The following is a 24,691-nucleotide window of genomic DNA, read 5'->3' as shown; positions in this document are numbered from 1 at the left end:
TTCGCCGAGAAGTTTGCGATCGAAGCTGTCGAGGTTAAAGGTCATGTCGTGCTCTCGAAGATCGAGAGATTTTTGCATAAGTGACCCTTATGACGCGCCTTTTTTGATTCACTCGCGCAATATCATTTTCCGGTCGCTACTTCAGCACCGGAGTTGTCCCGCATGCTCGTATCCAATGCGAAGTCATTAGAGACCGCGTACCCCGGCGAACTCCGCGCGATCCTGAACATGAGCGCCGCGAACGAAAGCCGCGCATGGTCCGGCAATCGACGCGATGAAACCGCTCGCGCAACGCCGCGGTCAGGATGTGCCGATCGTCGCGGGCGAATCGGGTGGGGCGGGATTCGCGGGATTCGCGGGGCTAGTCGTGTCGATGCGCGATCGCGAACTGGCGCGCTCCATTGGACTCGATGCGAAGGCGCGCGGCCTCGTCATCAATACGGAGGGCGCGACGGCGCCCGTGGTGTATGTGCAACGCGTCGGAGCATCGGCCGCGGACGTATCGACACGTCCGCGCGAGTGGCTGACGCGCATGACCGGATGAGGGAGGAGATCCAGCATTATCATCTGGACTTCCCGGCGATGTCCTCGCCACGGAGCCACAGAAGGAACCGACCTTGGCCAGCCCGCCTCTCGACAGCCAGAAACGCGCGCACGCCGTGGCGTCGCAGGCGAGCCCTTGCGATGAGCTCGTCATTCGCACGCAGCCCGTCGCGGCGGGCGAGCCATGCCGGCGCAAGCGCCTCGCCTTGTCCGCGACGATCCTCGGCTCGAGCATGGCGTTCATCGACGGCTCGGTCGTCAACGTCGCATTGCCGTCCATACAGAGCGAGCTCGGCGCGGGCATCGCGGCGATGCAGTGGGTCGTCAACGCGTATCTGCTGTTTCTCGGCGCGCTCGTGCTCGTTGGCGGGTCGATGGGCGACAAGCTCGGTCGGCGGAAGGTGTTCATCGCGGGCATCGCGATTTTCACGGCTGCATCGGCGGCGTGCGGCGCGGCGCCCGGCATGGGGTGGCTCATCGCGGCGCGCGCGTTGCAGGGCATCGGCGCGGCGCTGCTGGTGCCGGGCAGCCTCGCGATCATCGGCGCGGTGTTCGAGGGCGAAGCCCGCGGACGCGCGATCGGCACGTGGGCGGGCGTCGGCGCGATCACATCGTCGGTCGGGCCCGCGGCGGGCGGCTGGCTCGTCGACGCATTCTCCTGGCGCGCGATCTTCTTCCTGAATCTGCCGCTCGCCGCCGCGACGATCGCCCTGGCGATAGCCTCCGTGCCCGACAGCCATAACGCCAATGCGCCGCAGACGCTCGACTGGCCCGGCGCCGCGAGCACGGCGGCGGGCCTCGCGGCGCTCACCTATGGCCTCACGGAAGCGCCGTCGCGCGGTTTCGCGGATTCGCTCGTCCTGGGGATGATCGTCGCGGGCGTGCTGCTGCTCGCCGCGTTCGTCGCGATCGAAGCGAAATCCCGCGATCCGATGGTCCCGCTCGACATCTTCCGCTCGCGCGATTTCAGCGGCGCCAATCTCGTCACGCTGCTGCTTTACTTCGGTCTCGGCGGCGTGCTGTTCTTCCTGCCGTTCACGCTGATTCGCGCGTATGGCTATACCGCGACGCAAGCCGGCGCGGCCGTGCTGCCGATGCCGCTCATCATCGGCTTGCTGTCGCGCTTCACCGGCGGGCTGACGAGCCGCTTCGGCGCGCGGTTGCTGCTCATCGCCGGGCCGTGCGTCGCGGGCCTCGGCTTCGCGATGCTCGCGCTGCCGTTCGCCGGCGGTTACTGGGCCGGTTTTCTGCCCGCGCTCGTCGTGCTCGGGCTCGGCATGACGATCACCGTCGCGCCGCTGACCACGACCGTGATGGCATCGGTGAGCAGCGAGCGCGCGGGAGTCGCGTCCGGCATCAACAATGCGGTGGCGCGGGTGGCGAGCCTGCTGGCGATCGCCGTGCTCGGCATCGTGTTCGTCTGGTCGCACGACGCGGCGCTGGCGGCGCGGCTCGATCGGCTGCATCTGCCGCATCAAAATATGCGTATTGCCGATGCGGATGCGACACCCGCGGCACCTTCGGCGGCATCGACACCGCTCGCCCGCGCACAGTCCGATGCCATCGCCGATGCATTGCGCGCGGTCGCGCTGCTGTCCGCCGCGTGTGCGTTCGCGGCCGCGGGCGCGGCGGCGGCGACCATCCGTCGCAAACAATAAAAAATCCCGATGCCGGCGTGAGCCGGTCATCGGGATTCGGAAGTACCGCTTCGATGCCGTTCTTAGTGGCCAGCGTGGGCCGGTTGTTGTTCGATCGCCTGGACTGCGCGCTTCTGCAGCTCTTCGGTCGTCTGGCCTTCGCCGTTCGGCAGCCAGCCCGGAGGACGCAGCAGGAAGCCGACCGCATCCGACACGCTCTTCGCGTTGAACATGTCCTTCGCGAGACTGACCCAGTGCTGGAACTCGACGACGATCGGGTTATGCGAAGTGACCGGCGTCGTGAGGCCGTAGACGCAGGGCTCCTCAGCGCGCTCTTCCACATAGGTGCCGAACAGACGGTCGAAGATGATCAGCACGCCGCCGAAGTTCGCATCGAGATACGTCGCGTTCGATGCATGGTGCACACGATGCGCCGAAGGCGTGTTCAGCACGTATTCGAGCCAGCCGAGCTTCGGAATCCACGTCGCATGCAGCCAGAACTGATAGAGCAGGTTGATCGACACAACCGCGAGCACCACATCCGGCTTCACGCCGAACCACACGAGCGGGGTAAAGAAGACTGACGAGCCCATGAACTTGGTGAACCAGCCGAGACGATACGCGGAGGACAGCGTCAACTGGTTCGGCGAGTGATGGACCGCGTGATTCGCCCAGAAGAAGCGGATCGTGTGCGAGAAGCGGTGATACCAGTAGTAGCAGAACTCCTGTCCGATGAAGAGCAGGAAGACCGTGAGCGCCGTGCTCGTCGTGACGGTGTGGATGCGATGCTCCCACGCGAAGTTGAGCACCGGCGTCGCGAGCGTGAACGGAATCAGGCTGAGCAGCTTGTGGCCGACGAGATCGACGAGCGAAAGCCAGGTCTCGTGCCAGTCGAAGGGCTTGTCGGTGCCCTTCTGTTTGAAGTGCAGGACGACGGCTTCGATCATCGACGCGGCGAGGACGATGCCCATCGCGTACAGCGAGATTTTTCCGAGCAGTTCCAGTTCCATGATTGTTCGCCTTGGTGGGTGGTTGCGAATGAACCCATTCTGGCGATCGGCCAGGTTAAAAACCACGCACAAACTATTTCATGGAATGTCACGTGCCGCCCGCAAAGCCTTGTCGCACAAGGGACGGGCGTTTCAGACGAGTTATGTCGATGTATGTCGCGCCGGAATTCGACACCGCGCACTAAACATGGGTAAGCAGCTTACGAGAAGCTTGTACGCCCGGTCGGTGCTCGCTATAATTGCGAACAATTCCTATTTACATCACGTCGAAGAGATGATCGCCGTCGCGCACGACTACCGCTCCGAGGATTCGCGGGCATGAGACCGGTTCTGGTTCGCCTGCATCGCTGGCTCGGCGTCGCGACCGCGCTCTTTCTGTTCGTGTCGGGTCTCACGGGCGCGTTGATCGCGTGGGATCACGAAATCGACGCGCTCCTCAATCCGACGTTCTTCCACGCCCGCACCAACGGCCCCGCGCTGCCGCCGCTCGAACTCGCGCGGCGGGTCGAGGCCGCCGATCCGCGCGTCGAAGTGACATATATGCCGCTCGGCGTCGAGCCGGGGCACACCGCGCAGATGATGGTGATGCCGCGCACGAATCCCGCGACGAACGCGCCGTTCGATGTCGCGTACAACCAGATCGCCGTCGATCCCGCGACCGGCCAGGTGCAGGCGCAGCGCATGTGGGGCGCGGTGTCGCTCGCGCGCATCGACCTGATGCCGTTCCTCTACAAGCTGCATTACACGCTGCATCTGCCGATCGTCGGCGGCTTCGATGTGGGCACATGGCTGATCGGCATCGTGGGCATCCTGTGGTTCTTCGACAGCGGCATCGCGCTGATTCTGTCGTTTCCGAGCGTGAAGGCATGGCGCAAGTCGTTCGCGTTTCGCGTGAAGCGCGGCGGTTACGCGCTCACGTTCGACCTGCATCGCTCGGGCGGCGTGTGGATCTGGGGCCTGCTGCTGATCATGGCGCTGACGTCCATTTCGATGAATCTCGCCGAACCGGTGATGCGCCCGGTCGTGTCGATGTTCTCGAAGCTCCAGCCATCGTTCACGGAAAACAACGATCTGTTGCGCGCCGGGCCGCCCGGCCAGCCGCTCGCAACGCGCGAGCAGATTCTCGCCGCCGCCGCCCGCGACGCGCAGCGCGAACACCTGACCGAACCGATGGGCGCGCTCTACTTCGCACCGATGTTCAAGGCCTACGGCGTGGGCTTCTTCGCGCCCGGCCGCGATCATGGCGACATGGGTCTCGGCAACGCCTGGCTCTACTACAACGGCCAGACGGGCGCGCTCGCGGGATCGTCGATTCCGGGCCGCGGCTCCGCCGGCGACATTTTCATGCAGGCGCAGTTTCCGCTGCACTCCGGGCGCATAGCGGGCATCGGCGGACGCATCCTCGTGAGCGCGGTGGGCATCGCGGTCGCCGTGCTCAGCGCGACGGGCCTCATCATCTGGTTCAGGAAGCGCTCGGCGCGCCGTCATTCGGCGGCGGTCGCGAGCGCGCGGACGGCGGCGGGGGCTCGCTGACACCATCGAAGTAATCGGAGCGTCATCGAATAAAGCTCTATGGGCACCCCCGAGTTGGGTGGGATGTTGCGCGCAAACAAATCGTTTCATTCTTGAATGATAACGACTCTTATTTACTCTATAATCCGCGCATAACGTAGTCCCGCCGTCACGCACTTTTGCGCCCGGTCTTGCGACTCACAACAATGCCGCCCGGATTCCATTCGCGCCCCGGGACGGAAGACCGACCAACATCGTAGTTTCCGCATTCATGTCCGTTTCCCGTCGTCACACCTCGCAGGCCGCGCCTGTGAAGGCGCTCGCTCATCGCGCCGTCATCGCCGCAGCCGTTGCGATGGTCTTTTCGCTGTCCGCCCACGCGCAATCCGCCGACACCGGCAGCAACGCCGCCGCCGCGCCTCAGGAGAGCGCGCTGCCAGCGGTCAAGGTTCAGGCGTCGAAAGAGCAACTGCCCGGCGATCTCGCGCCGACCTTCGCGGGCGGCCAGGTCGCGCGTGGCGCCGATTTCGGCGTGCTCGGCCAGCAGAAAATGATCGACGTCCCGTTCAGCATGACGACGTATACGTCGAAGCTGATCGAGGACCAGCAGGCACGCACGATCGGCGATGTCCTCGCGAACGATCCGTCCGTTCGCACTGCGTATGGATTCGGCAACTTCGCGGAAACATACGTCATTCGCGGCTTCCAGCTTCAGGGCGACGACGTGTCGCTGAACGGTCTCTACGGCATCACACCGCGTCAGCTCGTCGCGACCGATGCGCTCGAGCGCGTCGACGTGTTCAAGGGCGCGAATGCGTTTCTGAACGGCGCGTCGCCGACCGGTTCCTCGGTGGGCGGTGGGCTGAACCTGCAACTGAAGCGCGCGGACGACAAGCCGCTCACGCGCGTAACGCTCGATGGCTCGGCGTCGGGCGAGATCGGCGCGCATATCGACATCGGCCGGCGCTTCGGCAGCGAAGGGCAGTTCGGCATCCGCGTGAATCAGGCGAACCACGACGGCGAAACGAGCATCGACGGCGAACATCGCCGCGACAACACGACGGCCGTGTCGCTCGACTGGCGCGGCGACAAGCTGCGTCTCTACGGCGATTTCCTGTATCAGCGCCAGCGCATCAACGGCGGGCGGCCGACCGTCAACGACTTCGCGAACTTCATTCCGGAGCCGCCGTCGGCCACGTATAACTACGCGCAAACCTGGAGCTTCAGTTCGATCGAGGACACGGTCGGCATCCTGCGCGCCGAATACGACTTCCTGCCCGGCTGGACCGCATACATCACGGGCGGCGCGCGCCACACCGACGAGCACGGCCAATACTCGTCGCCGAACATCCTGGCGGACGGCAGCACCAACGCCACGGCGCTCGGCGTGCCACACAAGGAAGACGGCACGTCCGCCGAAGCGGGCGTGCGCGGCCACTTCAATACCGGGCCGGTGTCGCACTTCGTGACGGCGGGCGCGTCGATCGTGCGCGTGGATTCGAAGTCGGCGTTCACGTTCAGCAGCGCGTTCCCGACGAGCATCTACGACACGCCGCAAGTGCCGCTTCCGCCGACCATCTTGACGGGCGGCAATCTCTCGGACCCGCAGACGACATCGCTCAATCTCATGCGCAGCGTCGCGGTTTCGGACACGCTCGGCTTCCTCAACGATCGCGTGTTGTTCACGATCGGCGCGCGCTATCAGGAACTGCTGACGAACAACTACGACTACACCGGCGTGCAGACGAAGAACTACAACGACTCGATCACGACACCGGTCTTCGGTCTCGTCGTCAAGCCGATGAAGGATGTCGCGCTGTTCGCCAACCACAGCGAGGCGCTGACGATCGGCGATGCCGCGCCCAACACCGCGTTGAACTTCGGCGAGCAGTTGCCGCCCGCGAAGTCGAAGCAGTGGGAAGTGGGCGCGAAGTACGACAACGGCCAGTATGGCGCGTCGTTCGCGGCGTTCCAGATCGACAAGCCGTTGACCTTCGTGAACAGCGCGAACATCTTCGTCGCGGACGGCACGCAACGGCATCGCGGGCTGGAAGCGTCGATTTACGGCGAGCCGGTGCACGGCGTGCGCCTGATCGCGGGCGCGACTTATATCCACGCGACGCAATACGATACGAACGCGGGCACGACAGACGGCAACAAGCCGATCGGCGTGCCGACGATGATGTTCAACGTCAACGCGGAATACGACGTGCCGGTGCTGAACGGCCTTACGCTGACGGCGCGCTGGATCCACACGGGCTCGCAGTATCTGAACGTGACGAACACGCTGTCGATCCCCGCGTGGGATCGCTTCGATCTCGGCGCGCGTTACGCGACCGTGCTGTTCGGCAAGCCGACGACCTTTCGCGCGAGCGTGCTGAACGTGGCGAACAAGTCCTACTGGTCGTCGACGATCGGCGGTTATCTGACGCAGGGTGCGCCGCGCACGGTGCTTCTCTCGATGACGACGGATTTCTGAGCGTCTCATCCAGAGCGACAAAAACGCCGCGCGTTCGTGAGAACCGCGGCGTTTGCTTTTGGCGCGCCCGATCGCTCAGGTCTGGCGATTCGGGCTTATCGCTATCGAGATAGCTTCGCAATGACGCTATAGTGAGCCGAATCGCAAGCGTTATGAACGAAATTTGCGTCAGATGCTCAATCCGGTCCAGGCATCGTGATGCCGGCTCGAACGTATGACTTCCTCTGAACGGAGTGCTCGGTCATGAAAACGCTTCTTTCCCTCATCGCGGCATCGGCGCTCTGTATCGCGCCGCTCGTCGCCGGCGCACAGCAAAGCGTTCGCATTGGCGTTTCCGCGCCGCTCACCGGTCTGGGCGCGGCCAATGGCAAGGACATAGAAAACGGCGTGCGCCTGGCGGTGGAAGAGGCGAACGCCCAGAACATCAAGATCGATGGGCAGCCGGTCAAGTTCGAGCTCGCATCGGTCGACGATCAGGGTGACCCGCGCATAGGCGTTCAGGTGGCGCAGAAGCTCGTCGACGATGGCGTCGTTGCCGTCGTTGGCTATTACAACTCCGGCGTCGCGCTTCCATCCTCGCCCATCTTCGCGAAAGCGGGCATTCCGCTGATCGATCCGGCGGCGACGAATCCGGCGATCACGCGCCAGGGCTTGAACAACGTGTTCCGCATCATCGCGACGGACACGCAGAACTCCGGCAACGCCGGCACCTACGCGGTGAAGGTCACGAAGGCGAAGCGGATCGCGGTCATGGACGACCGGACGGCGTTCGGACAAGGCGCCGTCGAGGAATTCAAGAAGGCCGTGCAGGCAGCGGGTGGCCAGGTCGTGTCCGAGGAATACACCAACGACAAGGCCGTCGAGTTCAATGCGCAACTGACCAACATCAAGGCGGCCAACGCCGACCTCCTGTATTTCGGCGGCCTCGATGGCCAGGCGGGCCTCATCGTCAAGCGCATGAAGCAGCTCGGCATACGCGCGCAGTTCGTCGGAAGCGGCGGGATCGCCGATAGCGTGTTCATCAGTTCGGCGGGACCCGCGGCCGAAGGCGCGATGGCCTGGGAATACGGCCGGCCCGTCGATTCATTGCCCGAAGGCCGCGCGTTTGCGGAAAAGTTCAAGAAGCGCTTCGGCGCGGATACGCTGACCTATGCGCCGTTCGCGTATGACTGCGCGTGGCTCGCTATCACCGCGATGAAACAGGCGAATTCCGTGAAGCCCGATGTCTTCATGAAAACGCTGCGCACGATGCAATACAACGGCATCACCGGGCATATCTCCTTCGATAAATACGGTGACCTGAATAGTCCGACGTCGACGCTTTATCAGGTCAAGTCGATGAAATGGCAACCGGTGACGACCATCGGCGCGGAGAAGTGAAGGGAATCGCCCCTGAGCGCCTATGAAGACGTTGTTGATCGTCTATCACACGATGACCGGCGGCACGCGACAAATGGCTGAAGCCGCGGCTAGCGCTGCGCGCGGCGAGCCTGATGTCTCGGTCGAATTGAAGCAGGCCGTGGAAACAGGACCGGACGACGTCCTCTCGGCAAGTGCTTATTTATTCGCGACGCCGGAAAACCTCGCGACTATGTCGGGCTTGATGAAAGACTTCTTCGATCGCTGCTATTACCCGGCGCTCGATCGTGTGAACGGCCGCCCCTATGCGGCGATGATCTGCGCGGGCAGCGACGGACAAGGCGCATTGCGTCAGATCGAACGCATTGCCACAGGATGGCGTCTCAACGCCGTGGCGCCAGCCATCATCGTCTGCACGCATGCACAGACGCCCGAGCGCATTCTGGCGCCCAAGGTCATCGGAAGCGCCGACCTCGCGCGCTGCGCGGAGCTCGGCGCGGGTTTGGCGGCGGGTCTGTCGCTTGGCGTGTTTTGACGCAGCGTCCGCGCCGGCTTCGCTCTACGATTCGAGAGGCTGGCCGGCGTCAGGCCCGCGCCGATATTGCTCTTCGGACTATGCTTGATCAGTCAAGTTCTTCACGCACCGGAACCCGGCATACACATACTGGTAATGCGCCTGGAACCAGTTGCGGAAACTCGGCCGCAGCATGCAGGCGGCCGTGCGCGGCGAGCCGCCCTTGATGACGAAATGCTTGCCGTCGAAGAAATTCGCCGAATAGCCGAGGTAGAACGGAAACGGCTCGAAGCCCTTCAGCGGACCGAATTCCGTCGACGTCCATTCCCAGCCGTTGCCGAACTGTCCCTCGACGCCGAACTCGCTGCGATTCTCCGGATGCGCCTGCACCGGCGACGGGTCCCATCGGCGGAAATCGAAGTTGCCTTCGGCGACGCGCGGCGCGCCGATTGCCGCGCGTTGCCACTGCGCCTCGGTCGGCAACGATCTGCCGGCCCAGCGCGCATACGCCTTCGCTTCCGCATGGCTCACATACACGGGCCAGTCGGGCGGCAGGGGAATGTCCTCGAACATCGTGCGCAGCTTCCATGCGCCTTCTCCGTCGTCGCCGTCGAAGGGAATCCAGAAGGCCGGATGCGCGATGCGCTCTTCCTCTTTCCAGTCCCAGTCGGCGTCGTCCCAATGCGCGCGGTCCCAGTAGCCGCCCGCGTCGATGAAGCGCAGATAATCGGCGTTCGTGACCATATAGCGGTCGATTTCGAACGCGGGCACGTCGATGCGTTCCTCGCCGAACTCGTTGTCCCATCCGAACCGACCGCTTTCTCGTGTCAGGCCGAGCGTTGCGCTGCCCGCCGGCACGCGCACCGATTCGTGCACGAGCGCGCGATCCGACTCACGCTCCGAACGGGCGTCCGATGGTGCATTTTTTCTATCGACCGGCAATTGATGCAGCATGTACGCCAGCGTCTCGGCATGCATCAAGCGATGCTCGATCGCGACTTCGAGCAGCTTCACGGGCGATTCATCGGCGCAAAGCGGTTCTGCGGCGATCTTGATGGGATCGAAGCGCGCGTCGATGTCGGCGCGTACCTTGTCCCGATACGCGTGCACTTCGTCGAGGGTGGGCCAGTCGGACGGCTGATCGGTCGGCAGGCCGCCGTCCACCGGATCGATGCCGAAGGCGAAAAGCTCGTCGTAGCGGGGGTTCGGGCTCGGCAGATCGAAGATCCGCTTGTCGAACAGATTGCGGTCGAAGGCTTCGAGATGCCCGATATAGAACACGATGCGGTGCCGCTCGGCGATCGGCCTGTCGTAAAGGTGCTCGCGCCTGACGACGTCGAAAAGCTCGTCGGTGACCCGGCGCGCTTCGGCGAGGCGCTCGAGCAGCGGATGACGCAGGGAAGGTTCGCGGTTCATGTCGCCCAATCTCCGTGGCTGGCCAATGGCTCGCATTTGACCAAAGCGAACGCCGGGCGCTCGCTTTGGCCGAACAAAAGAGACTAAACCGTAGCGAACGGCGTGCCAACCGAAATATGGGCGGCGATTATTCGCGCAGACGCAATAATCGCGGGCAATGCAGCGTCAGACGGCGCGCAGGGCGTCGAAGTCACGGATGCGGATGAACTTGCCCTGCGTCTCGATGAGCCCCGCCTTGTCGAAACGTGACAACGTGCGGCTCACGGTTTCGAGCGTCATGCCGAGATAGCTGCCCATGTCGTCGCGCGTCATGCGCAGCGTGAACTCGGACGACGCATACCCGCGCTTGGAAAGCCGCGAGGACAGATCCAGCAGCAGCCGCGCGACGCGCTCGTCGGCGCGCAGCATGCCGAGCCTCGCGACGTGATTCGCCTCGCGATTCACCGCGTGGCTCATCATGCGGTGCAGGCGGCGCTGGAGCGCGTCGGTTTCGCGGCACATGCGTTCGAAAAGCGTGTAGGGCACGACGCAGACCGAACTGTCTTCCAGCGCGATGGCATCGCACGTATGCTGGCCTTCCTCGATGCCTTCGAAGCCGAGGGCATCGCCCGCGAGCAACAGACCCGTGACCTGCTCTCGGCCGCCGTCGTGCGTGACGACCGTCTTGATCGACCCGGAGCGCACCGCGAACAGCGAATCGAAGCGGTCGCCAGCGCGAAAGAGGGCATCGCCGCGCTTGATCTTGCGCGAAACGGAGATGATGTTCTCCAGCTTGGCGATGTCGTTGGCGCAGAGGCCTTCGGGCATGCAGAGATGACGCATTGCACAGGTCGAGCAGTGCGCCGAATTGCGCCGCGCGTGGGAGAGGTCGGACAAGGCGGTCATTTGGGCTTCATTTTGTTGATGAATGACAAAATCGATTGTCCCATAGGCCACCGGCCCAGCCGCGCGGAAAAATGACGCAGCCAGGCAATCCGTCAAACTTTTATGATTCAGGCGGTTGATTATTCCAATGGCTCGCCCGCAGCCGATGGGATCAGCAGCACCGGAAGCGTCGCCTGACGCAGACACCGCTCGGCCACGCTGCCGAGAATCAGACGCTGAAAGCCCTTGCGCCCGTGTGTGCCCATGATCAGCAGATCGGCGTTGAAGGCGTCCGCCGCCCTGATGATGAGCGTCGCGACGTCGTCGCTCGCGGTCGCTTCCACGGTCACGACTTCGCCGGCGATGCCGCGCGCCTTCATCCGGTCGGCGGCGTCGTGCGCGAGCGCCGCGCCTTGCTCCATCAGGCTCGTGTGCAGCGACGAGGGATCGTAGCCGGGCACGTCGAGATACATCGGTCCCGCATCGACGACGTAGTACGGCTGCACGATCGCCTGGTGCGTGACGGCGAGATCGAGCGCGGCCTCGAAGGCGCGCTCGGAAGTCCGGCTGCCATCGATGGCGACGAGAATGCGTTTGAACATGGCGATTTCCTCAAAGTGCGGCGCGGCAGCGCCGACCCCGGCCCCATGCAAGGTTGAGCTGCGACGGATGCCTCGCATCATAGGGCGCATGCCTTGCACCGCAGCATTACTTTTTTGCGATAAGTCGATCCAGCGCAAGGCAGGCCGTACAATTCGTGGTTCCCCGACACCAGCGCCCGCTTAAAACTCAGCCGGCGCGAGCTCTTTTTAGCATTTCTCCAGCCATCCCGCCCGACCGTGACCCAAACGCCGCCTGCTTTACCGTTCAAAACCGCTCTCTACGCGATGCTCGGCATCGGCCTCGTCAACATGCTCGTGGCGCTCGATCAGACCGTGGTCAGCACCGCGCTGCCGTCGATCGTCGCGGAGCTGCACGGCTTCGAGTTTTACGCGTGGATCGCGAGCGCCTATCTGCTCGCGTCGGTCGTCACGGTGCCGGTGTTCGGGCGGCTCGGCGATTACTTCGGGCGCAAGCGCTTCGTGATCGCGGCGGTGATCACGTTCACGGTCGCGTCGGTGCTGTGCGGGCTCGCGCCCAGCATGCTGTTTCTCGTGCTCGCGCGCGGGTTGCAGGGCGTCGGCGGCGGGATGATGGTCGGCACCGCGTTCGCATCGATTCCCGATCTGTTCCCCGATCCGCGCACGCGCGTGCGCTGGCAGGTCGTGCTGGCGGCGGCATACGGCATCGGCACGGCGGCGGGGCCGTCGCTCGGCGGCTGGATGAGCCAGCACTGGGGCTGGCGCTCGACCTTCCTCGTCAATCTGCCGGTCGGCGCGGCGGCGCTCTACTTCATCTGGTCGCATCTGCCGAACCTGCATAGAGCGCGCGAGGGCGGCGTGAAGATCGACTGGACGGGCGCCGTGCTCGTCGCGCTCGTGCTCGGCGGCTTTCAGGCGCTGATCGAAGCGCTGCCGCAGGATGGCCTCACCACCGGCAATATCGCGCTGGGCATCGGCGTGGCGGTGTGCGCCGTCGCGCTCCTGATCTGCGAACGCCGCGCGACGCATCCGATGATCCCGCTCGACATCTTCCGCGATGCGCAGCTCAACACGCTCTTCACGCTGTCTTTCATGGCGGGCTTCGTGATGTTCTCGCTCATCTTCTTCGCGCCGCTCATGCTGCAGGGCGGCTTCGGCCTGTCGCCGCAGGAAGCGGGTCTGCTCGCGACGCCGATCGCCGCGTGCATCGCGCTCGGCAGCTTCATCAACACGCGCATCGTCATTCACATGAAGAAGCCGGTGAACATTTTGTCGATCGGCTTCACGCTGCTCCTCTTCGCATCGGTCGCGCTGGCGTTCGCGCGCGCCTCGACGCCGCACGTGTGGATCGAGTTGCCGATGGCCGCGACCGGCATCGGCCTGGGCTTCATCCTGAACAACATGAATATCTTCGGGCAGGAGATCGCGGGGCGCGAGCGCTTCGGCATCACGACAGCGCTTCTGCAATCCACGCGCATGGTCGGCGGGATGATGGGCACGAGCATCGTCGGGACGATCGTCGCGCATCACTATGCGAACGTCGTCGGGCGCACGGTCAGCGTGCTCGGCGCGCCGGTGTCGACGCAATGGCTGCCGCGCCTGTCGGACCCGCGCATACTCGTCGACGAAGCCTTGCGCGAGCGCATTCTCGGGGAGCTTACGGCCGCCGGCCTCGATGCGCCCGCGCTCTTCGACGCCGCGCGCGACGCGCTCGTGCAATCGATCCACATCGGCGTGATGTTGACGGCCGTCGCGGCGCTCGTGGCGGTGCTGCTGGTGCGGCGCATCGCACACATTACATTCAGGAAGCACGCGACGCCCGTGCCGAAGTCCTGAAGGCCGCACCTTTGACAAGCGGTTCGCCCCGCCTATAGTTTTTGCGTCGCGGCGCGGACCGCTTTCGCGCAGCGGGTCCGCCGCGCGTTGACGCTGTGCGCTTCACGCCGCGGATTCACGCCGCGATTCCCGCCGATATCGACCGCGCACCGCATTTGCTTCACCGCCCTCGACGGCGGCTCGCGCGGAACGCTTGCGCGGGCCGCGAGTCACTCGCATTGAGGACGGCCGCGCGACGCGAGCGCCGTTCATCGCCAACAGAGATGAGGAGCTGACATGAAGATCACCGGAGACATGCTGATCGGCGCATCGGCCGTGCGGGGCACCGATGCCACGCTCCGCGCGTTCGACCCCGCGCGCAATGCCGATCTCGAGCCCGCGTTCGGCGGCGGCGGCGCGGCGGAAGTCGCGCGTGCGTGCGAGCTCGCCGAGGCCGCCTTCGACGACTACCGCCACGCGCCGCTCGAAACGCGCGCGCAGTTTCTGGAGGCGATCGCGGACAACATCATCGCGCTCGGCGACACGCTGATCGAGCGCGCGATGGCCGAATCGGCACTGCCGAAGGCGCGTCTCGAGGGCGAGCGCGCCCGCACGGTCGGACAGTTGCGCCTGTTCGCATCGCTCGTGCGCGAGGGCCGCTGGCTTGCCGCCACGCTCGATTCGGCTCAACCGGACAGAAAACCGCTGCCGCGTTCCGACCTGCGTTTGCAAAAGATTCCGGTCGGGCCGGTCGCCGTATTCGGCGCGAGCAACTTCCCGCTGGCGTTTTCGGTGGCGGGCGGCGATACCGCGTCGGCGCTCGCGGCGGGGTGTCCGGTCGTCGTGAAATCGCATCCGGCGCATCTGGGCACGTCCGAGCTCGTCGGGCGCGCGGTGCAGAAGGCGGTCGCGGACAGCGGCTTGCCCGAGGGCGTGTTTTCGCTCGTCGTCGGCGAGGGTAATGCGATCGGCGAGGCGCTCGTCGCGCATCCGGCCATCCAGTCAGTAGGCTTCACCGGCTCGCGGCGCGGCGGCCTCGCGCTCGTCGATATCGCGTCGAAGCGCCCGGTGCCGATTCCCGTCTTCGCCGAGATGAGCAGCGTGAACCCGGTGTTCGCGCTGCCGCAGGCGCTGGCCGCGAAGGGCGACAAGCTCGCGGTTGCCTACATCGATTCGGTGACGCTCGGCGTCGGCCAGTTCTGCACGAATCCGGGCCTCGTGATCGCGCTGGGAGGCCCCGATCTCGACGACTTCATCGATCTCGCCGCCACCGCGATCATGAAGAAGGAGACGCAGACGATGCTCACCGCGCAGATCGCGGCGGCGTATGGGAGCGGCATCGACGAGCGCAACACCACGCCCGCGAAGTGCATCGCGACGGGCGTGAAGGGGACGGCCGCGAGCGGCGCGCTGCCGGCGCTGTATCGCGTGAGCGCGGAGGAGTTTCTCGCGACGCCCGGGCTCGCGGGCGAGATTTTCGGGCCGACCTCGGTGATCGTCGTGTGCCGCGACGAGGACGAGATGATCGCCGTCGCGCGCCATCTCGAAGGCCAGCTGACCGCGACGCTGCTCATGGAAAAGGACGATGTCGAGCTCGCGCGGCGCCTGTTGCCCGTGCTCGAGCGCAAGGCCGGGCGGATTCTGGCGAACGGCTTTCCGACGGGCGTCGAAGTGTCCTACGCGATGGTGCACGGCGGGCCTTTCCCGGCGACCTCCGACAGCCGCTCGACATCGGTCGGCGCGATGGCGATCGAGCGGTTCCTGCGGCCCGTGTGCTATCAGGATTTGCCGGCCGCGCTGCTGCCACAGGCGCTCGCGGAGGACAATCCGCTTTCGCTCTGGCGTCTGAGGGATGGGGAGCTCGGGCCGAACTGACTTTGCCGGCATTGACGGATATCCGTGTGACGAATATCGTGCGTTCGTTCGCCAGGCCGATGTTCGTCATGCAAGGCCACGCGCCCACTCTCAACGGAGACAAGAAAAAATGACAAGCGACTCGCGCCGCTATCCCGACCCCGCCGTGCGTGTGCTGGACCCGCGCTTCAACGCGCTGCGCATTGCATCGGCGTCGGTGGAATGTCTGTATCAGGGCGCGCGCTGGTCCGAAGGGCCGGTCTGGTTCGGCGACGGCCGCTATCTGCTCTGGAGCGACATCCCGAACAACCGCATGCTGCGCTGGGACGAGGAGAGCGGCCAGGTCGGCGTATTCCGCAAACCTTCGAACAACGCGAACGGCAACACGCGCGACCGCGAAGGGCGTCTCGTGACCTGCGAACATCTGTCGCGGCGGGTTACGCGCACCGAGTACGACGGCTCCATTACCGTGTTCGCGGACGGCTACGACGGCAAGCCGCTCAATTCGCCGAACGATGTGGTCGTGAAGTCGGACGGATCCATCTGGTTCACCGATCCCACCTTCGGCATCGATGGCTTTTACGAGGGCGAGAAGAACGAAGCGCAACTGAAGCCCTGCGTCTATCGCGTCGATGGCCAGAGCGGCGAGATCACGATGATGATCGACGACTTCACCGGTCCCAATGGCCTTGCGTTCTCGCCGGATGAATCGGTGCTGTATGTGGTCGAGTCGCGCTCGACGCCGCGCAAGATCTACGCGTTCGACGTGCTCGACGGCGGCCGCAGGCTCGGCGAGCCGCGTCCGTTGATCGATGCCGGAGCCGGCACGCCCGACGGCTTTCGCGTGGATATACACGGCAATCTGTGGTGCGGCTGGGGCATGGGCGACGCCGAACTCGACGGCGTGCGCGTGTTTACGCCGCAAGGCGAAGCGATCGGACACATCGACTTGCCGGAGCGCTGCGCGAACGTGTGCTTCGGCGGGCGGCATCGCAATCGCCTGTTCATGGCGGCGAGCCACGGGCTCTATTCGCTCTACGTCAACACGCAGGGCGCGAAAGGCGGCTAAGCCTTGGCGATCCTCTCCATGATGCGCTCGGGATGCCTGCTCGCCGCGAAGCCGTGGCGCGCGTAAAGCCCGTGCGCGTCGGACGTGACGAGCATCATGCGGCGCAGCCCTTGCAGATCGGGGTGCGCCATCACGCAATCCATCATCCATTTGCCGAGGCCCGCGCCCTGATGCTCGGGCAGCACGAATACATCGGCGAGATAGGCGAAGGTCGCGGTGTCGGTGATCATGCGGGCGTAGCCGATCTGCGCGTCGCGCAGAAAGAGCCCGAACGCGAGCGAATGCCGCGCGGCGCGCTCGACCTTCTCGCGCGCGATGCCCGGCGACCAGTACGCCACTTCGCTCAGGTAACGATGCACGACATCGAAGTCGAATTCATCGATGTCCGTGCTCAGCCGATAGTCGTTCCGCGTCCACTGCATCGCGCCGCTCCATGATGTTCATGAAGCGCCGAGGATAAGCGATCGATGCGCCGTGCTCCATGCACACTTCGCGCCTGTCAGTGTCAGCGCGCGGATTGCAAACCTGCGGTTGCGAATGCTATTGCCTTGCGATGATGCGCCCAGGCATCGGCGAAAGCAGATAAAGCGCCGCCGCGAACTTGCAGACGAGGCCCACGCCGCACACGAACGCGCCAGCGGGGAAGACGTGCCATTGCAACGCGAGCGTCGGCGCGACGAGCGCAACCGACACCAAACCCAGCACGATGGTGAGCCAGCGCGCCCACTGCAGCCGCGAAGCAACGCAGATGTAGAGCAAACCGACGAGCACGCGCGAAGCGATGGACGCGGCGATCGGATGGCTCGACATATCGCCGGGGAGGCCGATCGCGAGCGTCAGCGCGAACTCGGCCCACGACAGCGCCCACGCGGCGCCGAGACAGGCGATCGCCGAGGTGAAGCGCTGCTCGGGCGTGACTGCGTGGCGGGCCGTCGGCTGAAGTTCCGGCGCTTCATCGGACTCGTGCCGGTATGCGTCGTAGCTGTGGATCGTTGTCATCTGGCCTTTCCCCTTTATCGATGCCGGGCGTTGCCCGGTGGTCTCATCGGCCGCTTCTCGCATGTTGCGTTTATGTTGCGTTTGCTGCGCTGCGGCGCATCGTTCGCCGGCTGGTACGCATACGCCGTGCCCGCTTCGAGGAACGCGGGTTGCTTCATATCGGCTCGATGAGCAACGACCAAAAGGAGCCCGTAATGAGCAACGTCAAGGAACAAAACCCGCACTCGGAGCGTGATGAAGAGGATCTCGACAAGGCCGTCGAAGATACGTTTCCCGCCAGCGATCCGCCCGCGACGGGCGGCGTGACACGTATCGAAACGGATGAAGAGAAAAAAGAAAATAAATAAAAGGGAGAGGCGCAATGAAGTTAGAAGAGCCGCATATTCCATGCGGCTCTTTGCTTATGCATGACCGGCATTAATGCCCGGCATGCGCCTCTTTCAACTGCGCTCGAGTTCGAACAGCCGCGACGGCCGCAGATGATTGAGCGCGTAATGCTTGCGACCGCGCAGCGTATGGCCGTGCGGATCGCGCCCTTCGAAGCGCACCTTGTCCTCGACCTCCGGCACCGTCGGCGCAACCATGCCGCGGTCGATCAGGCGATAGCCGCGCTCGAGCGCGAGCAGCACGCCATTGCGGCCGGGACGGCTGTCGAAGCCGCCGAGGCCGTCGCCCGGTTCGGGCACGTAGTTCACCGGCGTGGCATTCGAATTGATGACGGAGTCCGGCTCGCGCGCGCGCATCTCGGCTTCGCGCCGCGCATGAATGCTCTTCGCGTCGGCGTCGACGGTGTCGTCGAGGCCGTCGTCGTTGGCGACATCCACGCCGCGCGGCGGCTTTTCATAGAGACCTTGCGGGCCGACATGCATGCCGTCCTTCGATGTCTCCGTCTTCGCGCCCGCGCCCGCATGTGCCTCGCTGCCCGATGCGGCCTTCATCGCATCGCTCATCTTCACGTGAGCCGTTTCCGCCGCCGGTGTCTTGATCGGGCTTTCGGCGGTGCGCTGGGTCTGCTTGCCTTGCGGCTCGTTTGCTTCAGCGTTGTTCATCGCATGCTCCGTTGGACCTGAACTGACCGAACCCTCCCGCAAGACTCGTTCCGGCTTTATGGCGACGGAACCGCGAGCCTTGCCTGAGGGCGCCTTAACGGATACCTAATATTTCGGACTTTTTTTTCAACCCCAAGCCGATTTCCTGCAAGTATTATTTGGAACCTGTCGGCGGCAAAGTGCAACAGGTGAGACGCGAGCAATCAGGAGAACGTGTCTCTCGTTGCCGTCGAAGAAGAGCAATGCCATTCGAACGAGCAGGGCACTTTCACACAGGTGACTCATGCAACACGATGCAGCCTTTTCACATCGAGGCTACCTTCTAAACTGCGCGCCCGCCCGGGCCGGAGATGGCAGCTACCAGCCGTATGTGGTGATCTCGCGATCGAGCGATGGCGAACTCGTCGCGAACCGTTTCTTTCCGCCCGACCTGCGATTCCGCAACGAGGGCGATGCCATCGCGCACGCGCGCGACTGGGCCGTGCGCTGGATCGACGCAAGCAACGTCACCGTGTGAGCAATACCCGCATGAAGCATCGGAAACGCAGGCGCGCGAGCCGCCGGGCGGCAAGCTTCTCCAAAACCGGTTACGCTTGACGTTTCATCCGTCGTGCGCGAGCGCGGCGGCCGCTTCTCTCGCTTCATGGCCGACATGCAGAACACGCCCACGCCTGGCTTCATACCGCCGCTCGAATCTCCCAACGACACCACGCGCGACATGCCACAGGAATGGGGTCTCGCACGCATTGTCGCGGACTTGCGCGAATCGCGCGAGGAACTGCATCGCACGCGGCATCCGCTCGGCATACGCGAATTGCCTTCGCGCGAGGCGATCGTCAGGATCGTCAACGGCCTGCGCTCCGCGCTTTTTCCCACGCATTACGGCGCGCCCGATCTGACCGACGAGAGCGTCGACTATTACGTCGGGCAGACGCTCGAAAGCACCTTGCGTCTGCTGCACGAGCAGATTCGCCGGGCGCTGCGCTTCCTGCCCGAGCATCGCGAGACCAACGAAGCCGATCTTTCGGCACGGGCATTCGCCATCGCGCGCGAGTTCGGCATGCAGTTGCCGCAGATCCGCGCGCTGCTGGTCAGCGATATCCAGGCCGCTTTCACGGGCGACCCGGCCGCGCAGCACATCACCGAAATTCTGCTGTGCTATCCGGGCGTCTGGGCGATGACGCATCATCGTCTCGCGCATGCGTTGCACAGGCTCGGCGTGCCGCTGCTCGCGCGCTTCATCAACGAGATCGCGCATTCGCTCACGGGCATCGACATCCATCCGGGCGCGACGATCGGGCCGAGCTTCTTCATCGATCACGGCACGGGCGTCGTGATTGGCGAGACGGCGGTGATCGGGCAGCATGTGCGCGTGTATCAGGCCGTGACGCTCGGCGCGAAGAGCTTTCCTTCGACGAGCGACGGCACGCTCGTCAAGGGCAACGCGCGGCATCCGATCGTCGAGGACGATGTCGTCATCTACGCAGGCGCGACGATTCTCGGGCGCGTGACCATCGGCAAGGGCTCGGTCATCGGCGGCAATGTGTGGCTCACGCATAGCGTGCCGCCGGGCAGCAACGTGTCGCAGGGCAAGGTCCGCGAAGGCTCCGGCCCCGATGCGCCGGGCAATGGTTTCGGCGCATGAAATGACGAAAGGGCCGCGAGGCCCTTTCTTCTTTTTTGCGTGCGCTGCCGCGTTCGCACGGCGTCAGGTGTTCGACACGCTGAACGCGCTTTGATCGCCGACGATGGAGAGAAACTCGCGGCGCGTCGATGGATCGTCGCGGAACGAGCCGAGCATGCGCGACGTGACCATCGCAACGCCCGCCTTATGGACGCCGCGTGTCGACATGCACTGATGCGCGGCTTCGAGAATCACGCCCACGCCGAGCGGCTGCAGCACCTCGTTGAGCGTATCGGCGATCTGCGCGGTCATCTTCTCCTGAATCTGCAGACGCTTCGCGAATGCATCGACGAGACGCGCGAGCTTCGAGATGCCGACCACGCGCTTGTTAGGCAGATAAGCCACATGCGCGCGGCCGATGATCGGCACCATGTGGTGCTCGCAATAGCTTTCGAAACGAATGTCCTTCAGGACGATCATTTCGTCATAACCTTGAACTTCGGAAAACGTGCGCGCGAGGATGTCATGCGGATTTTGCGCGTAGCCTGCGAAAAATTCCTCGTAGGCGCGCACGACGCGCCCCGGCGTATCGCGCAGGCCTTCGCGCCGCGGGTCGTCGCCCGCCCAGCGCAACAGTACACGCACGGCGGCTTCGGCTTCCTCGCGGGTCGGACGATCGGCTTGGTCAGCAGGCATGTCCGAGCCTGAAAGATGGTTTTTGCGCGGGGCGCTCATTGAAAGCTCCTGTCAGTCAAGGTGCAATTGGTGCATTCGGCACCCCGCCATTGTTCCACGTTTCGGAAGGTCGATATGAGTGTCAGGTTTTTCCGCCTCCATCGATGCCCGAACCCGTGCGCCAAACCTGCTTGCCTTCCTCCGTCAGCACGCCGCTGCTGTGATCCTTGTCGGGTTCCGTGCCGGGCTCGGCCATGGGCCCGCCCGGCTGTTCCTGCGACGTTTGCTTTATGCCCTTGCGCTGCACGATACGGTCTTCCTGGGAACGTCCGGCGTAGTTGCTCATGTCGCGTCTCCTTTCGAATGGTGCGATGAAAGGCGCGCAAGCGGCGTTCCAGCCAGACGTCGTTATGCGCGTTTAAGCGGGTTTGCCCTCGACTCCGCCGAGCACCATCCACGACACGCCGAACTTGTCGGCCACCATGCCGAAGCGCTTCGCGAAGAAGGTTTGCGTCATCGGCATCTGGACCTGGCCGCCATTGGACAGCGCGTTGAAGTATTTTTCCGCCTGCTGTTCGTCATTGGCCGTGAGCGAGAGCGAGACGCCCTTGAAATCCGGCTTGCCGCTGCACATGCCATCCGAGCCCATCAGCATGGAATCGCCGATGGTGAAGGCCGAATGCATGATCTTGTTCTCGGACCCCGGCGGAATGCCGCAGCCGCTCGCGGTCTCGGCCTTGCCGGCTTCGGGATTTTCGCTGTAGCGCATCATCATGACGACTTGCGCGCCCAGATTCTCGCGGTAGAACGTGATCGCCTCTTCGCAGCGGCCTTCGAAAAACAGATAGGGTTGCACTTGCATGTCTGCTCCTTGCGTTATGACTCTTCGTCGGGGTCCATATCCATCATGAGCGGCACCGATGCGTGCTCGTGCACGACACGCCAGTCGCCGCCGATCTTCCTGAAACACACGGTGGCGCGCACGATGTCCTCCTGCTCGCCCACGGCGACGCGGTTGACGGAGTGCGCATAAGCCAGATCGCCGCTCGCGGCGACTTGCACGTCCCGCATCTCGAACGTGAGCGGGCCTTTCATGCTGTCGAACCAGCGCCGCCAGTTTTCGCGGTAGTGCTCGATGCCCTTCATCGACGCGGGCGGCACGACATCGAACACGACAACATCCGGTGCGTAATGACTGACGAGCGCGTCGACATCCTTCGCGAGCACGGCTTGCCGCCACGCTTCGATCAGTTCGCGAATGCGGGCGGCCTCTTCATTCTCTTGCGCACGATCGTTCGGCTGGGTCATCGCTGCCTCCTGTTGAGTCGGCCTGCATTGCACACGATGCCGCCGCGTCGTGACAAAGCAACGGCAAGCACCGATGCAGAACTATTTTTCGTGTTGTGTACACCGTCCACAAAAAGTAGCAGAGATAATGGACAGTGTCCACATAAGGGAAAGCCCGACGAATCAAAATGACAAATGGCAAGCCGCGCAGCACATATCGACATGGCGATTTGCGCCGCGCGCTGATCGACGCGGGCATCGAACTGGCGCGCGAGGGCGGGCCGGATGCGATCGTGCTGCGCGAGGCGACGCGCCGCGCGGGCGTCGTGCCGAACGCGGCCTATCGGCACTTCGAGAGCCGTCAGGAATTGCTGTCGGCGGTGCGATCGGCGGCGCTGTCGTTCGTCGCTCAGGCGATGGAGAACGAACTGGCCGCACGCCCGAAAAAGCGTCGGCGGGCGGATGCGGCGCGCGCGGGTTTGCGGGCTATCGGCACGGGTTATCTGCGGTTCGCGCAAACGGAGACGGGATTGTTTCGCACGGCGTTTGCCGCGCCTCAAGCCGAGTGGCGCGAGCACGACGCGCCCTATGGCGCGGGACCGAGCGGTCTCGATCCGTTTCAACTGCTGAGCCGCGCGCTGGACGAGATGACGGAGACGGGCGCGCTCGATGCAAAGCGCCGGCCCGACGCGGAATATCTCGCATGGAGCGCGGTGCATGGCTTCGCGCTGCTGCTGATCGAAGGTCCGTTGCAGGGTCTGAAGGCCGCGCAGATCGAGCCGCTTGCCGCCCGTCTGCTCGATATGGTCGAGAACGGCCTTTGAAATGCAAATCGCGCCGCACGAGGCGGCGCGATTCATCTGATCCATTCGATTCGATTACTTCGCTGGCCGTTTCTCTTCCGCTATCGGCTCCACGACGCTGATGAGCAACAGCAGACACAGCGTCGCCGTTCCGACCATGTACAGGAAGACCGCGGTCCAGCTATAGCTGTCGAGCAGAAGGCCGACCGCGAGCGGTGCGCATGCCCCGCCGATCTGCCCCACCGAGTTCACGATGCCGAACGCCGTCGGATACGTGGCCTTCGTCGCGAGCCCCATCGGATACGCGGAGTAGCCCGCGAAACCGATGCCGAGCATCAGACCGGCCAGCATCAGTGCGCCGCCGAGATACGCGACGCTGTCGGGCGCATCGATCAGGAGGAAGGTCATGATCATCGTGCCGAACGCGCCGAGCATCATCATCGGCTTGCGGCGGCCGCCGAGCAGGCGATCCGAGATGATGCCGCCCAGCATGTTGCCCGTCACCGCGCCGATGAAGGGTGCCGAAGCGAGAAAGCCCATCTTCACCGAAGCGAAGCCCTTCACCGTGACGAGATAAGTGGGGATCCACGAGATGAAGATATTGCTGATGCCGATCATGCAGCCATAGCCCAGCGCGATGCCGAAGATATTCCATGAGCCGAAGACCTGGCGAATCGTCTCGAGTTGCGGCACGCGCTTCGTGCGGTTGATCGCATCGAGGCGAGGCATCGGGGTCATTCGCGCGCGGGAGAGCGGCTTGCCGCCGTTGCCGTCGACGGTCGTTTCATCGGCGATGTAACGGCGCTCGGCGGGCGAGCAGAAGCGGTTCTCGCCCGGCGAGTTCGTCACGAAGACGAGCCACACGAGTGCGAGCACGATGCCCGGCACCGCGAACACATAGAAGATCTCGCGCCAGCCCCACAACTGGATCACGATGATGCACACCGAAGGCACGATCAGCGGCCCGAGCTTCGATGCGGCGATCCACAGGCCGGTCGCGGTGCCTTTTTCCTTCGCGGGAAACCAGCGATTGATGACGTTCGTGCAGCCGATGCCGAGCGGCCCTTCCGACAAGCCGAGCCCCACGCGATACGCCATCAGCAAGAAAACCGATGACGTGGTGCCCATCAATCCAGTGAAGATCGAAGTCAGGATCATGAAGACGGAGAACAGCAGGCCCGTGGTCTTTTCGCTGAGCCGCTTGTAAAGCAGGCCGACGGGAATCTGCACGAAGCCATAAGCGAATGAGAACAGGCTCACGATCAAGCCGGCCTCGGTATTGGTGATGTGATATTCCTTCTTCAGATAAGGCAGTGCAATGCCGAAGTTCGCGCGATCCGCGCATGCGATCGCCCAGATGCAGAAGATCAGTCCCATCACGATCCAGCGATGCTTCGTGCGCTTCTCCGCGATGGGTTCGGCCTTCGAGGAAGCGATGATGCCGTCGGCGTTGCTCATCGCGATGCCTCCATACCTGCGTGCATGGCGGCTTGAAGGCGGCGAATCGATGGATTGCGAGTAGGGCGCAGGCTCACGCTATTGTCTCCGATTTAATTTTCAAGGCTTTATTGTTGATATGCCTTCCGATGCTTCGAATTGTG

The 24,691-nt window shown here is 64.0% G+C and carries 25 protein-coding genes; 13 read left to right on the top strand and 12 right to left on the bottom strand.

All coding sequences use genetic code 11. From position 1 onward, the window contains the following. Positions 1–274 precede the first annotated feature (274 nt). Positions 275–544: a hypothetical protein gene (locus AC1Z32_RS31925; RefSeq protein WP_483482823.1), complete on the top strand. Its 270-nt coding sequence runs from the start codon at positions 275–277 to the stop codon at positions 542–544. 73 nt (positions 545–617) lie between these two features. Further along, positions 618–2,201: an MFS transporter gene (locus tag AC1Z32_RS31920; RefSeq protein ID WP_483482822.1), complete on the top strand. Its 1,584-nt coding sequence runs from the start codon at positions 618–620 to the stop codon at positions 2,199–2,201. A 62-nt stretch (positions 2,202–2,263) separates the two neighbouring features. Here AC1Z32_RS31920 and AC1Z32_RS31915 read toward each other — a convergent pair whose 3' ends face one another. Next, a complete protein-coding gene (locus AC1Z32_RS31915; protein WP_483482821.1) occupies positions 2,264–3,190 on the bottom strand; it encodes a sterol desaturase family protein in 927 nt (308 codons plus the stop codon). 318 nt (positions 3,191–3,508) lie between these two features. Between AC1Z32_RS31915 and AC1Z32_RS31910 the strand changes: the two genes are divergently transcribed. From AC1Z32_RS31910 to AC1Z32_RS31895, 4 genes are all read left to right on the top strand, one after another. Continuing rightward, complete coding sequence (locus tag AC1Z32_RS31910; RefSeq protein ID WP_483482820.1) at positions 3,509–4,723, top strand: PepSY-associated TM helix domain-containing protein; 1,215 nt, start codon at positions 3,509–3,511, stop codon at positions 4,721–4,723. 250 nt (positions 4,724–4,973) lie between these two features. Then, complete coding sequence (locus tag AC1Z32_RS31905; RefSeq protein ID WP_483482819.1) at positions 4,974–7,181, top strand: TonB-dependent receptor; 2,208 nt, start codon at positions 4,974–4,976, stop codon at positions 7,179–7,181. A 243-nt stretch (positions 7,182–7,424) separates the two neighbouring features. Continuing rightward, positions 7,425–8,561, top strand: coding sequence for a branched-chain amino acid ABC transporter substrate-binding protein (locus tag AC1Z32_RS31900; protein ID WP_483482818.1), 1,137 nt, complete (start codon positions 7,425–7,427; stop codon positions 8,559–8,561). 22 nt (positions 8,562–8,583) lie between these two features. After that, complete coding sequence (locus AC1Z32_RS31895; RefSeq protein WP_483482817.1) at positions 8,584–9,075, top strand: flavodoxin family protein; 492 nt, start codon at positions 8,584–8,586, stop codon at positions 9,073–9,075. 78 nt (positions 9,076–9,153) lie between these two features. Here the strand turns inward: AC1Z32_RS31895 and AC1Z32_RS31890 are convergent, their stop codons facing one another. The 3 genes from AC1Z32_RS31890 to AC1Z32_RS31880 all read right to left on the bottom strand — a co-directional run bounded on the left by AC1Z32_RS31890 (position 9,154) and on the right by AC1Z32_RS31880 (position 11,936). Further along, positions 9,154–10,470: an SUMF1/EgtB/PvdO family nonheme iron enzyme gene (locus tag AC1Z32_RS31890; protein ID WP_483482816.1), complete on the bottom strand. Its 1,317-nt coding sequence runs from the start codon at positions 10,468–10,470 to the stop codon at positions 9,154–9,156. Between the two features lie 165 nt (positions 10,471–10,635). Further along, complete coding sequence (locus AC1Z32_RS31885) at positions 10,636–11,355, bottom strand: helix-turn-helix domain-containing protein (protein WP_483482815.1); 720 nt, start codon at positions 11,353–11,355, stop codon at positions 10,636–10,638. A 119-nt stretch (positions 11,356–11,474) separates the two neighbouring features. Then, positions 11,475–11,936, bottom strand: coding sequence for a universal stress protein (locus tag AC1Z32_RS31880; protein WP_483482814.1), 462 nt, complete (start codon positions 11,934–11,936; stop codon positions 11,475–11,477). 285 nt (positions 11,937–12,221) lie between these two features. On the opposite strand from AC1Z32_RS31880, the gene AC1Z32_RS31875 reads away from it, so the two are divergent. The 3 genes from AC1Z32_RS31875 to AC1Z32_RS31865 all read left to right on the top strand — a co-directional run bounded on the left by AC1Z32_RS31875 (position 12,222) and on the right by AC1Z32_RS31865 (position 16,653). Further along, positions 12,222–13,751, top strand: a complete 1,530-nt coding sequence (locus tag AC1Z32_RS31875; RefSeq protein WP_483483358.1) for an MFS transporter — start codon at positions 12,222–12,224, stop codon at positions 13,749–13,751. A gap of 276 nt (positions 13,752–14,027) precedes the next feature. Further along, a complete protein-coding gene (locus tag AC1Z32_RS31870) occupies positions 14,028–15,605 on the top strand; it encodes an aldehyde dehydrogenase (NADP(+)) (protein ID WP_483482813.1) in 1,578 nt (525 codons plus the stop codon). A 109-nt stretch (positions 15,606–15,714) separates the two neighbouring features. Next, complete coding sequence (locus AC1Z32_RS31865; RefSeq protein WP_483482812.1) at positions 15,715–16,653, top strand: SMP-30/gluconolactonase/LRE family protein; 939 nt, start codon at positions 15,715–15,717, stop codon at positions 16,651–16,653. Here the strand turns inward: AC1Z32_RS31865 and AC1Z32_RS31860 are convergent. After that, a complete protein-coding gene (locus tag AC1Z32_RS31860) occupies positions 16,650–17,075 on the bottom strand; it encodes a GNAT family N-acetyltransferase (protein ID WP_483482811.1) in 426 nt (141 codons plus the stop codon). The two genes, AC1Z32_RS31865 and AC1Z32_RS31860, sit on opposite strands and share 4 nt — an antisense overlap. A 118-nt stretch (positions 17,076–17,193) precedes the next feature. Further along, entirely contained in the window at positions 17,194–17,652 is a 459-nt protein-coding gene (locus AC1Z32_RS31855; RefSeq protein WP_483482810.1) for a hypothetical protein, read from the bottom strand. Positions 17,653–17,846: 194 nt separating this feature from the next. Between AC1Z32_RS31855 and AC1Z32_RS31850 the strand changes: the two genes are divergently transcribed. Further along, a complete protein-coding gene (locus AC1Z32_RS31850) occupies positions 17,847–17,999 on the top strand; it encodes a hypothetical protein (protein WP_483482809.1) in 153 nt (50 codons plus the stop codon). Between the two features lie 93 nt (positions 18,000–18,092). On the opposite strand, the gene AC1Z32_RS31845 is transcribed toward AC1Z32_RS31850, so the two are convergent. Continuing rightward, positions 18,093–18,701, bottom strand: a complete 609-nt coding sequence (locus tag AC1Z32_RS31845; protein ID WP_483482808.1) for a DUF3005 domain-containing protein — start codon at positions 18,699–18,701, stop codon at positions 18,093–18,095. Positions 18,702–18,984: 283 nt separating this feature from the next. Between AC1Z32_RS31845 and AC1Z32_RS31840 the strand changes: the two genes are divergently transcribed. Next, positions 18,985–19,218 (top strand): hypothetical protein, encoded by a 234-nt coding sequence (locus tag AC1Z32_RS31840; protein ID WP_483482807.1) that lies wholly within the window; start codon positions 18,985–18,987, stop codon positions 19,216–19,218. A gap of 201 nt (positions 19,219–19,419) precedes the next feature. Next, a complete protein-coding gene (epsC, locus tag AC1Z32_RS31835; RefSeq protein WP_483483357.1) occupies positions 19,420–20,346 on the top strand; it encodes a serine O-acetyltransferase EpsC in 927 nt (308 codons plus the stop codon). Positions 20,347–20,409: 63 nt separating this feature from the next. Here the strand turns inward: epsC and folE are convergent, their stop codons facing one another. The 4 genes from folE to AC1Z32_RS31815 all read right to left on the bottom strand — a co-directional run bounded on the left by folE (position 20,410) and on the right by AC1Z32_RS31815 (position 22,308). Next, the gene (folE, locus tag AC1Z32_RS31830) at positions 20,410–21,060 is read right to left on the bottom strand and encodes a GTP cyclohydrolase I FolE (protein ID WP_483482806.1); all 651 of its coding nucleotides are present in this window, start codon (positions 21,058–21,060) and stop codon (positions 20,410–20,412) included. A gap of 82 nt (positions 21,061–21,142) precedes the next feature. Beyond that, a complete protein-coding gene (locus AC1Z32_RS31825) occupies positions 21,143–21,346 on the bottom strand; it encodes a hypothetical protein (protein WP_483482805.1) in 204 nt (67 codons plus the stop codon). A gap of 72 nt (positions 21,347–21,418) precedes the next feature. After that, positions 21,419–21,862 carry a VOC family protein gene (locus AC1Z32_RS31820; RefSeq protein ID WP_062609006.1) on the bottom strand — a complete coding sequence of 148 codons (444 nt, stop codon included), beginning with the start codon at positions 21,860–21,862 and terminating at the stop codon, positions 21,419–21,421. A gap of 14 nt (positions 21,863–21,876) precedes the next feature. Then, entirely contained in the window at positions 21,877–22,308 is a 432-nt protein-coding gene (locus AC1Z32_RS31815; protein WP_483482804.1) for a YybH family protein, read from the bottom strand. Positions 22,309–22,475: 167 nt separating this feature from the next. Between AC1Z32_RS31815 and AC1Z32_RS31810 the strand changes: the two genes are divergently transcribed. Continuing rightward, positions 22,476–23,111, top strand: a complete 636-nt coding sequence (locus tag AC1Z32_RS31810) for a TetR/AcrR family transcriptional regulator (RefSeq protein ID WP_483482803.1) — start codon at positions 22,476–22,478, stop codon at positions 23,109–23,111. 54 nt (positions 23,112–23,165) lie between these two features. On the opposite strand, the gene AC1Z32_RS31805 is transcribed toward AC1Z32_RS31810, so the two are convergent. Next, positions 23,166–24,548 (bottom strand): MFS transporter, encoded by a 1,383-nt coding sequence (locus AC1Z32_RS31805; protein ID WP_483482802.1) that lies wholly within the window; start codon positions 24,546–24,548, stop codon positions 23,166–23,168. Positions 24,549–24,691: the final 143 nt, after the last annotated feature.

It is taken from the genome of Caballeronia sp. 11_S32, from assembly GCF_056930355.1.
This window is presented reverse-complemented; position numbering and strand designations above follow the sequence as displayed.